Origin of the sequence: uncultured Methanobrevibacter sp. (genome assembly GCF_947170395.1) — an archaeon.
In the GTDB taxonomy this organism is placed as follows: domain Archaea; phylum Methanobacteriota; class Methanobacteria; order Methanobacteriales; family Methanobacteriaceae; genus Methanocatella.
Window position 1 is genome coordinate 1 of sequence record NZ_CAMVTE010000049.1, and the last position, 8,529, is coordinate 8,529.

12 protein-coding genes are annotated in these 8,529 nt (G+C 36.5%); all 12 read left to right on the forward strand.

Annotated elements, in window-relative coordinates; translation table 11 throughout:
- Positions 1–194, forward strand: a 194-nt coding sequence (locus tag Q0W04_RS09980) for a tetrahydromethanopterin S-methyltransferase subunit D (RefSeq protein WP_298502810.1), incomplete at its 5' end; no start/stop codon positions are given.
- Position 195: 1 nt separating this feature from the next.
- Positions 196–1,014: a tetrahydromethanopterin S-methyltransferase subunit MtrC gene (gene mtrC / locus Q0W04_RS09985; protein WP_298502812.1), complete on the forward strand. Its 819-nt coding sequence runs from the start codon at positions 196–198 to the stop codon at positions 1,012–1,014.
- A gap of 17 nt (positions 1,015–1,031) precedes the next feature.
- Positions 1,032–1,361, forward strand: coding sequence for a tetrahydromethanopterin S-methyltransferase subunit MtrB (mtrB, locus tag Q0W04_RS09990; RefSeq protein WP_298502815.1), 330 nt, complete (start codon positions 1,032–1,034; stop codon positions 1,359–1,361).
- On the forward strand, positions 1,362–2,078 hold the full coding sequence (mtrA, locus tag Q0W04_RS09995) for a tetrahydromethanopterin S-methyltransferase subunit A (protein WP_298502818.1): 717 nt from the start codon (positions 1,362–1,364) through the stop codon (positions 2,076–2,078).
- A gap of 12 nt (positions 2,079–2,090) precedes the next feature.
- On the forward strand, positions 2,091–2,297 hold the full coding sequence (locus Q0W04_RS10000) for a tetrahydromethanopterin S-methyltransferase subunit F (RefSeq protein WP_298502821.1): 207 nt from the start codon (positions 2,091–2,093) through the stop codon (positions 2,295–2,297).
- A gap of 10 nt (positions 2,298–2,307) precedes the next feature.
- Positions 2,308–2,550, forward strand: coding sequence for a tetrahydromethanopterin S-methyltransferase subunit MtrG (mtrG, locus tag Q0W04_RS10005; protein WP_298502824.1), 243 nt, complete (start codon positions 2,308–2,310; stop codon positions 2,548–2,550).
- Between the two features lie 13 nt (positions 2,551–2,563).
- The gene (mtrH, locus tag Q0W04_RS10010; RefSeq protein WP_298502827.1) at positions 2,564–3,496 is read left to right on the forward strand and encodes a tetrahydromethanopterin S-methyltransferase subunit H; all 933 of its coding nucleotides are present in this window, start codon (positions 2,564–2,566) and stop codon (positions 3,494–3,496) included.
- Between the two features lie 145 nt (positions 3,497–3,641).
- Positions 3,642–5,111, forward strand: a complete 1,470-nt coding sequence (locus Q0W04_RS10015; RefSeq protein WP_298502829.1) for a methanogenesis marker 14 protein — start codon at positions 3,642–3,644, stop codon at positions 5,109–5,111.
- Positions 5,112–5,128: 17 nt separating this feature from the next.
- A complete protein-coding gene (locus Q0W04_RS10020) occupies positions 5,129–5,737 on the forward strand; it encodes an NTP transferase domain-containing protein (protein ID WP_298502831.1) in 609 nt (202 codons plus the stop codon).
- 55 nt (positions 5,738–5,792) lie between these two features.
- On the forward strand, positions 5,793–6,062 hold the full coding sequence (locus Q0W04_RS10025) for a PRC-barrel domain-containing protein (RefSeq protein ID WP_296884071.1): 270 nt from the start codon (positions 5,793–5,795) through the stop codon (positions 6,060–6,062).
- A gap of 140 nt (positions 6,063–6,202) precedes the next feature.
- On the forward strand, positions 6,203–6,958 hold the full coding sequence (locus tag Q0W04_RS10030; protein ID WP_298502834.1) for an ABC transporter ATP-binding protein: 756 nt from the start codon (positions 6,203–6,205) through the stop codon (positions 6,956–6,958).
- Positions 6,927–8,177 carry a SufD family Fe-S cluster assembly protein gene (locus Q0W04_RS10035; RefSeq protein WP_298502836.1) on the forward strand — a complete coding sequence of 417 codons (1,251 nt, stop codon included), beginning with the start codon at positions 6,927–6,929 and terminating at the stop codon, positions 8,175–8,177. The genes Q0W04_RS10030 and Q0W04_RS10035 overlap by 32 nt, the downstream gene beginning before the upstream one ends.
- Positions 8,178–8,529: the final 352 nt, after the last annotated feature.

The following is an 8,529-nucleotide window of genomic DNA, read 5'->3' on the forward strand; positions in this document are numbered from 1 at the left end:
CTATTGGTTTAGCTGCTATTTTAGGTGTAGGTGTGTTCTTTATTAACTCTGTAATCGCTTCATATAATATTGGTGGTACCATTGAAGGTATGCACGATCCAAAATTCAAAAGGATTGGAACTGGAGCTATTGCATGTGCTATCGCATCTATAGTTGTCGGAATATTTTGTATTATTTTAACTGGAGGTATCTAAGATGTCTGCTGGTGGAAGTGCTGACGGTGCAGCTGCAGGTGCTGTAAGTTCAACTATGTTACTTGCCGTAGGTATTGTTGGCGGATTACTCTGTATTTATTTATCAGGATTTTTAGGAGATGTTATAGGACCAGTTATTTCTGCTATTGGTGCTGTTCTCGCAATTGTTTGGGGATCAGATGCTATTCGTAGAGTGGCAAGTTACGGTTTAGGTACTGGTGTACCTTCTATTGGTTATATGTCTCTTTCAGTTGGTGTTATTTCAGCATTAGCAGGTCTTGTTTTAGCAGCTAGTTTGTTGAAAATGCCTATTGCTGGTCCTGTCGCAGCCTTTGTTATTGCTGTTATTATTGGGGCAATTATCGCTATAGTTGCAACCAAAATTGTAGGTATGAAAATCCCTATTATGCTTCAATGTACTATTGAAATCGCAGGTGCTGCTACCTTATCAATTTTAGGATTTGCTGTTGCTATTGCTGGTTCATATGAAATGGCTGCAATATTTGAACATGTTGTTGCAACTGGTTTTATTGCTGTATTATTTATTATGTGTACTATGGCTATCCAACACCCATTCAATGCATGTTTAGGACCTAACGAAGACCAATTAAGAACTCTTAAATGTGCATGTTCTACTGCATTCTTATCAATGACTATTACTGGTCTCATGTCTGTAACTACAGGTGGATTAGGTTGGTTCGTTGTATTCTTAGTAGGTTTAATTGGATGGATTGTTTCATTCAGAGCATTTGTACTTGCTTCATGCAATGATGCAGCTTCAACCAAATGGGCTGGATTATGGCCTGATGTAGGAGAATAGAATAGGAGGAATCAAATATGGCTCAAATGTTACCTATGATACAAGTTGTACCTGAAATGAATTTCGCATTAGACCCTGTAACTGGGGTTATCGGATCATCTTTAGGTTCAGGAGTTGTACTCTTATCTATGGATGAAGTTAATGAACAAGTAGCAAAAGTGGAATTGGCTGCTGATGAATTAATGGCTTCTTTAGACCCATATACAAGTCCTGTTGGATCTTACCCTGGAAGGGAAGGTTCCTACATTACTGCAGGATTATTAACAAACATGGTATATGGATTCTTATTAGCATCTTTCATCATATTTGCTGCATTACCGCTCTTACAAGCATTGGGGGTATTATAGATGGCTGATAAAAAAGCTCCTGCAGATGGCTGGCCTGTTATTAGTGGGGATTACATTGTAGGTGATCCTGAAAGCCCTGTTGCTGTAACTACTCTTGCTTCTCACATTGAAGCAGAATTATCTGGAGCAGCTATAGCAGGACCATGTAAAACAGAAAACTTAGGAATAGAAAAAGTTGTTGCAAACATTATTTCAAACCCTAATATCCGTTTCTTAATTGTTACTGGTGCTGAAGTACAAGGACACATTACAGGTCAAAGTATTAAAGCATTATACGAAAATGGTGCGGACCCAGATAAAAAGAAAATCATTGGCGCAACAGGCGCTATTCCTTTCGTAGAAAATGTTCCACTCGAAGGTATTGAAAGATTCCAAAACCAATTGGAAATCATTGATTTGATTGATACTGAAGATACTGGGGCAATTAACGCTAAAATTAAAGAATGTGTAGAAAAAGATCCTGGTGCTTTTGAAGAAGAAGCTATGGTTATTTCTGTAGATGATGACGGCGGCGAAGAAGACGATGGTGAAGAAATGAGAGTTGTATCTGCTGAAACTGCTCTTATCGAAGCAAGAATCAGAGATATCAACACCAAAATCGACATGGTCGGTGCTGTCCAAAGGAACATGGCTGGTAATTATGCCGGTAAGGTTCAAGGAATAATGATAGGATTAGCTTTTACTTTAATAGTAGGAACTTTATTCTTATTATTCTAGGGAGGTTTAATTATGGTGCAAATTTCTAATAAACCAAATATAAGCGGAATGAAAACTGTTGCAGATGATGCAGAATACAGTTCAAAACTTATTGCAAGAGATGGTAAATTGTTTGCAGGTTTACTAGCAACTAGATTCAAAGGATTTGCTTATGGTATTTGCATAGCACTTCTTTTAGTTGTAATTATCCCTGCCCTTGCAAAAGCTTTAGGATTCTAGAGGTGTTATTATGAGTGAAGAAGAAAACACAATACCTCAAGTGATGGTTACTTCAGATGAAGTCAACGCAATCATTGCAAAATTAGATGATGCTGAAGAAAAAGTTGATTTCACTGTTGGGGAATATTATCAACGTTTAGGCCAACAATCTGGTAGAGATGTTGGAATATTATATGGTATTATACTCGGATTAATTATATTAGTTGTAGCAATTAAATTCGGTGTAATGTCAATGTTATCTACCTTATTATAGGAGGTTCGTACTTATGTTTAGATTTGATAAAGAACAACTAGTCGTAGATATTGCTGGAGTGAAAATGGGAGGACAACCTGGTGAATACCCTACCGTTTTAGCAGGAACAATCTTTTACGGCGGACACAATATTATTAGTGATGAAAAAGCAGGTATCTTTGATGCTGATGCTGCTGAAGATAGGATTAAAACAATGGAAGAAATGTCTGATGTTACCGGAAACCCTTGTGTTGTACAAACTTTCGGTGCTACCGCAGATGCTATGGTAAAATACTTAGAGTTTGTTGGTGACATCTGTGACAAACCTTTCCTTATAGATTCAACCGCAGCTGCTGCAAAAATTGCAGGTGTAGAATACGTTCAAGAAGTAGGCTTATCTGAAAGGGCTGTATACAACTCCTTAAGTATGGCAGCAGAACCTGGTGAAATCGAAGCTGTTAAAAACTCAGACATTGACGCATCCATTCTCTTAGGTTTCAACCCAATGAAAGCAGGTGTAGAAGGTAAAATCGAAATCTGGGAAACTGGTGGAGATGTAATCGACCAAGGTATTCTTGAAATGGCTGACGAATGTGGTATTACAAAACCATGGATGGATGTAGCTGTTACTCCATTAGGTCAAGGTGCAGGACCTGCTGTAAGAACATCTTATGCTGTTAAATCCAAATGGGGATATCCAGTAGGATCTGGTATTCACAACGTTCCATCCGCATGGGACTGGTTAAGAGCATACAAAAAAGAACACAAAGAAGCATGGCCTGTTTGTGATATCGGTTCAAACATCGTTCAACAAATGGCTGGTGGAGACTTCGTTCTTTTCGGTCCTATCGAAAACGCAAGAATTGCGTTCCCTGCATGTGGTATGGCTGATATTATGATTGCTGAAGCAGCAAAAGATATCGGTACTGAACCTGTAGAAGACCACCCTATTAACAACTTATTATAAACAAAAGGGTCCCGATTAGATGATTCAATTCATCTAATCATTTTTTTCTATTTTTTCAACAATTTTTTTCAAGAAATTTTTAATAAAATTTATATTATCTTAAAAAGAGATTATTAATTAACTTTATATATTGGAGAGGTTGATAATGTCTTTTTTAAGTAAACTTTTTAAGAAGGGTCCTAAACCTGTTATTGCTCATTCTAAAGAAGGTAATTTGGCAATGTTGAGGGCTCAAAAGGCAGGTCCTGCCAGCCCAGGGGTTGTTAAAAAGCCAGATACTTTTTATGTAACTGCTTCTGTTGAATTAGGTAACACTACCACAAAATCCATTGTAATGGCCACTAATCTGAATACCAGTGAGTCATATTTGCTTAATAAAACAGTAAAGATGACAAGAGATATCAGGCCGCCAAAAGCCAATGAAGAGGTCTTTGGTAAGACTGTTTGGGGTATTGAGCTTTCTAAAGAGGCAGTAACCGAACTTATCAGAGATACAGTATTGGAATCACTTAGGAAATGTCAGGTTGACAAGGATGAGGATTTGGATTTTGTTGTAAGGTCAACTGGTGTAACTGCAGGTTTCGCCACTGCCGAAGAAGCAGGTCAGCTTATTATTGCTTTGGCTGACGGTTGTCTTGAGGCGGATATTCCTCCACGTAAGATGTCTCCTGCAATGAGCATATCACAACTTCCTGAAAGATTACAAAAGCATTCCCTTTTAGAAAACATCATGTTTGATGGTGCTGTTGTTAGTGTAGTTCCTCCGGAAGGTAAGGAAACTGTTGCAAATGAAATGGAAGGTGAGCTTGTAACTGCAGGTATTAAGTTAGGTGCAAAATGGACCGATGTGGATTATAGAAACCCTTGTGTTTCCTTAGACTTTGGTTCCACATTAGCTGGACGTATTGTTAATGACAATGAACCATATGCTAATACTGTCGGTAACTTCCTGGGTCTTGCAGGTGTTGTAAGTGACTCTCTAGCCAGGGGTTCAGGCAAGATTGACAAGAAGAATGGTGCTGCTTTAGATTTATACTCTGAAAAGGCGATGAAAAAGGCAGACCATAAGAAAGCTGAAGCCAATGCATTGGAAGCTCATAAATTAATCAATATTACTAAAGTTCCTATGGATGTTGAACGATTCGGTACAGTTCCATTGGATCCTGTTGCAGCAGAAAAAGCTGGAACCACCTTGATTGGTTGTGACGTTGGATTCAACGGAGACAAACTTCCTGAACTGATGGAACTGGGTGCACAGTTCTATGATGCCGATGGTCTTCCAACACTGCTTTCAACTCTGGATTATGTAAGTACAAATATCGTTACAAGATGTTTGGATGTTGCATTTAAGGAAAACGTCATTGTTCCAGGTTCCGCTTTAGGTATTACTGGTAGGGCAGGAATCACTGGAAGGAAACCACAACTCATTTTAGAAGCTGTTCAGGACAAGTTTGAAAATGTCGTATTTGTTGAAGACGGTCTTGCGTTAGGTTCTGCTATTATGGCTCGTTGTATGAACTCTATGGGTACTCCTAAAGTTCCTATTGGAGGTAAACAAGGAGGAAGATGTATCCTTAAAGATCGTATGAAAATGATGGGTGGAAAATTCGCTTAAATTGAAAGTGGTTTTTCATGATTTATGCAATTTTAATGGCTGGAGGTATGGGAACAAGACTTGAAGTTCCCTGCGAAAAACCTCTTTTCAAATTATGCAATAAACCATTGATTAAATATGTAATTGATAATCTAAATGAGTCTAAATTAATCGATAAAATCGTTATTGCGGTCAGCCCTCATACTCGTGAAACCACAAAATATCTCAAATCCTTAAATCAGGATTTCGAGATTCTCGATACTTCGGGTGATGATTATCTGACTGACCTGTCATCCATTTTAGATTATTTTGAAGAAAAATCCAGTGAAGATACTTTACTTTTTATAAATGCCGATTTGCCGTTTATTTCAACTGAAACTATTGACTGTGTGTTGGATTATTACTCCAAATCGGATAAGGATGCATTATCGACATTGGTTCCTGTTGAAATTTTCAAAGAGTTAGGCCTTAATTACTCCTATGAATTTGAGGGTAATGTTCCTTCTGGTTTGAATGTATTGAGAAGTGTCAATATCATTCAGGATGAGGATCAGTTAATAATTCCAAAAAGGGAGTTGGCATTGAATATTAATACCCTTTTGGATAGTAAAGTTGCAGAAAAATTGTACAGTGAATATTATATTTAAATATAATGAAATTAAATAATTATATAATTAGATTTAATTTTTATTAGGTGATTAAATGGAAAATAAACAACAACTTCCTAAAAGAGAAGAAAAATTATGGAGCGAAATCAAAAACTATCAAGTAGCTACCAACAATGCACGTATCTTAGGTGTATTGGATGAATTAATTATCAACGAAAAAACTGGTAAAATTGTTGATATTGCTATTAGGGTAGAAAGTGACCGTAATATTCATGTAAAAGGCGCTAAAAGAAATGGTGACTTGTTATTAGTTCCTTTTGCTAAAGTTGAAAAAGTCGGCGAATTCATTATCGTAACTGAATAAGTTCAGTTATTCTCTTTTTATTTTATTTTTTTTTAAAATTATTTTTTGCATTTAAAACGATTGTTAACTATTTATAGTTTGTTAATCATAATTATATTATTATATAACAAATTCATATTTTTATTTTTAAGGTGATTATAATGTTGCTTGAAGTAGAAAATTTAGCGGTTGAAGTAGCCGGAAAAAGGGTTTTAAAGGATATTAACCTTTCAATTGCTGAAGGTGAAACCCATGTTCTTTTAGGACCTAATGGTGCCGGTAAAAGTACTTTATTCTTAACCATATTAGGTTTTCCAAATTATAAAGTTGTCAACGGTACCATAAAATTCAAAGGTCAGGATATTACCGGCCTTACAACTGCAGAGAGAGTTAAGTTAGGTATTGGTGTAAGTTTCCAAACACCTCCTGCTATTAGGGGAGTTTCAGTAGGGGATTTATTGAAGATTATATCTAACCAGGATGTAAGTGATGAATTGAATCCTAGGATGAAAGATTTGGCTAGACAACTTAAATTCAGTGATGAATTCCTGAATCGTGATGTTAATTTAGGATTTTCAGGTGGGGAAGTAAAACGTTCTGAAATCTTGCAGTTGCTTGCTCAAATGCCTGATTTCACAATGTTTGATGAACCTGATTCAGGTGTGGACATTGAGAATGTTGAATTGTTGGCTTCTGAAATTGGAACTTTGCTTGACAAGGACAAACCACAACGCAGCAGGAAAAGAAGTGGTCTTTTAATTACTCACTTGGGTTATATTTTAAATTTTGTCAGTGCAGATAAAGCACATGTTTTAATTGACGGGGTTATTTCCTGTTCAGGAAATCCGTCTGAAATTTTAGAAGATATTAGGAAAAACGGTTTTAATGGATGTGTTGAGTGTGCGCAATGTTTATGAGGATGCTGAAAGAGCAAAAGATAAAAAAGCACCAATTGGTGCTGATGTAACTATTGAAAACTTCACTGATGAAACTGTTAACGCTTTGGACATGATTGATGATTTGGATGATTTAAGCAAACAAACCAAAAGCGACCTTCTCAAAGTTGGTGTTGATACTGAAGAAAAAAACAGATCAGGTTCGTTTCTGCAGGTAGACCAAAGTAACATTTTTACAAACAATACCATGTCAGATTCAATCGAAGTGATGAATATCGGCATTGCATTGGAAAAATATAACTGGCTTGAAGATTATCTGTGGAATGTGGTCAAGCCTGATGCTGATAAATACACTGCCAAAACCGCTTTAAGAGAGAAGAAAGACGGTGTAAAAAGCGGTTACTTTGTAAGGTCCCTTCCAAATACATGTGAAGTAATGCCTGTTCAGGCCTGTATGTTTATAAGTGATGAAGATATCATGCAAACTGCACATAACGTAATCATCGCTGAGGAAAATTCCGAGCTTCATTTGATTACCGGATGTGCAACCGGTGATGATGTGTCTTCTGCAATGCACGTTGGTGTATCAGAGATGTATTTAAAACCTGGTGCTAAAATCACATTTACAATGGTTCACAATTGGGCAGAACAGGTTGAAGTACGTCCTAGAACCGGAATTAAGTTAGGCGACAACACCACTTACATTAACAATTACATTTTAACAAGTCCGGTAAGCACTTTACAGTCTTACCCTACCGCTTACTGTGATGGGGAAAATTCAAGGGCAATTTTCCAATCCATTCAGGGCGGTAAGAAAGACTCAATCATTGATGTCGGTTCCAGGGCATTGCTCAATGCCAAAGGCGCCAGAGCGGAAGTCATTTCCAGGGCTGTTGCTCAGGATGAATCAAAAATATATGCTAGAGGACACTTATCAGGTACTGTTCCTGGTGTAAGAGGCCATTTGGAGTGTAGTGGTTTGGTTTTATCTGACGACAGTTTAATTTATGCAGTTCCTGAACTTGAAGCAAGTTCTGCAAACTTGGAATTGTCTCATGAGGCTGCTGTTGGTAAGATTGACGAAGATGAAATCAATTACTTGACTTCAAGAGGTATTTCCGAAGAAGATGCGGAATCCATGATTGTAAGAGGATTTTTAAATATGGATATCACTGGTCTTCCGGACGAATTAGCTCAACAAACTCAAAACATGATTGATATGAGTCTTGATGGAATGTAATTCCATCTATTCTTTCTTTTTTTCTTTATTTCTGCTTTTAAATTTTTTCTTTGAAAATCTTGTTTCATAGTATATAAACTTTTTGGCTTTAGTTTCTAAGTAAGCTTTATATTAATTATTAATGAAATATATTAATCAGTACATAATGTTCTGCTGAGCTAGCTCATTAAGTACATAAATTGTGATTTTAAGGCATACCTAAACAGTATTTCCTTAAAATAAAAAATTTTAAAATTTTTTAAAAAACTTTAAAATTGATTTAGAAAGATGAAAATTTTTCTAAAATCGAAAAAAATATTATAGAGGAGGAGAAACTCTATGGCTGATGATGTAAAAATTGTAATGTTTTGTT

What these genes read in the sequence shown, in the direction of transcription:
- Q0W04_RS10035 (WP_298502836.1), top strand. Translation starts at nt 6,927, where the DNA reads ATGGATGTGTTGAGTGTGCGCAATGTTTATGAGGATGCTGAAAGAGCA.
- Q0W04_RS10000 (WP_298502821.1), top strand. Translation starts at nt 2,091, where the DNA reads ATGGTGCAAATTTCTAATAAACCAAATATAAGCGGAATGAAAACTGTT.
- Q0W04_RS10015 (WP_298502829.1), top strand. Translation starts at nt 3,642, where the DNA reads ATGTCTTTTTTAAGTAAACTTTTTAAGAAGGGTCCTAAACCTGTTATT.
- Q0W04_RS10030 (WP_298502834.1), top strand. Translation starts at nt 6,203, where the DNA reads ATGTTGCTTGAAGTAGAAAATTTAGCGGTTGAAGTAGCCGGAAAAAGG.
- mtrC (WP_298502812.1), top strand. Translation starts at nt 196, where the DNA reads ATGTCTGCTGGTGGAAGTGCTGACGGTGCAGCTGCAGGTGCTGTAAGT.
- Q0W04_RS10020 (WP_298502831.1), top strand. Translation starts at nt 5,129, where the DNA reads ATGATTTATGCAATTTTAATGGCTGGAGGTATGGGAACAAGACTTGAA.
- Q0W04_RS10025 (WP_296884071.1), top strand. Translation starts at nt 5,793, where the DNA reads ATGGAAAATAAACAACAACTTCCTAAAAGAGAAGAAAAATTATGGAGC.
- mtrA (WP_298502818.1), top strand. Translation starts at nt 1,362, where the DNA reads ATGGCTGATAAAAAAGCTCCTGCAGATGGCTGGCCTGTTATTAGTGGG.
- mtrH (WP_298502827.1), top strand. Translation starts at nt 2,564, where the DNA reads ATGTTTAGATTTGATAAAGAACAACTAGTCGTAGATATTGCTGGAGTG.
- mtrG (WP_298502824.1), top strand. Translation starts at nt 2,308, where the DNA reads ATGAGTGAAGAAGAAAACACAATACCTCAAGTGATGGTTACTTCAGAT.
- mtrB (WP_298502815.1), top strand. Translation starts at nt 1,032, where the DNA reads ATGGCTCAAATGTTACCTATGATACAAGTTGTACCTGAAATGAATTTC.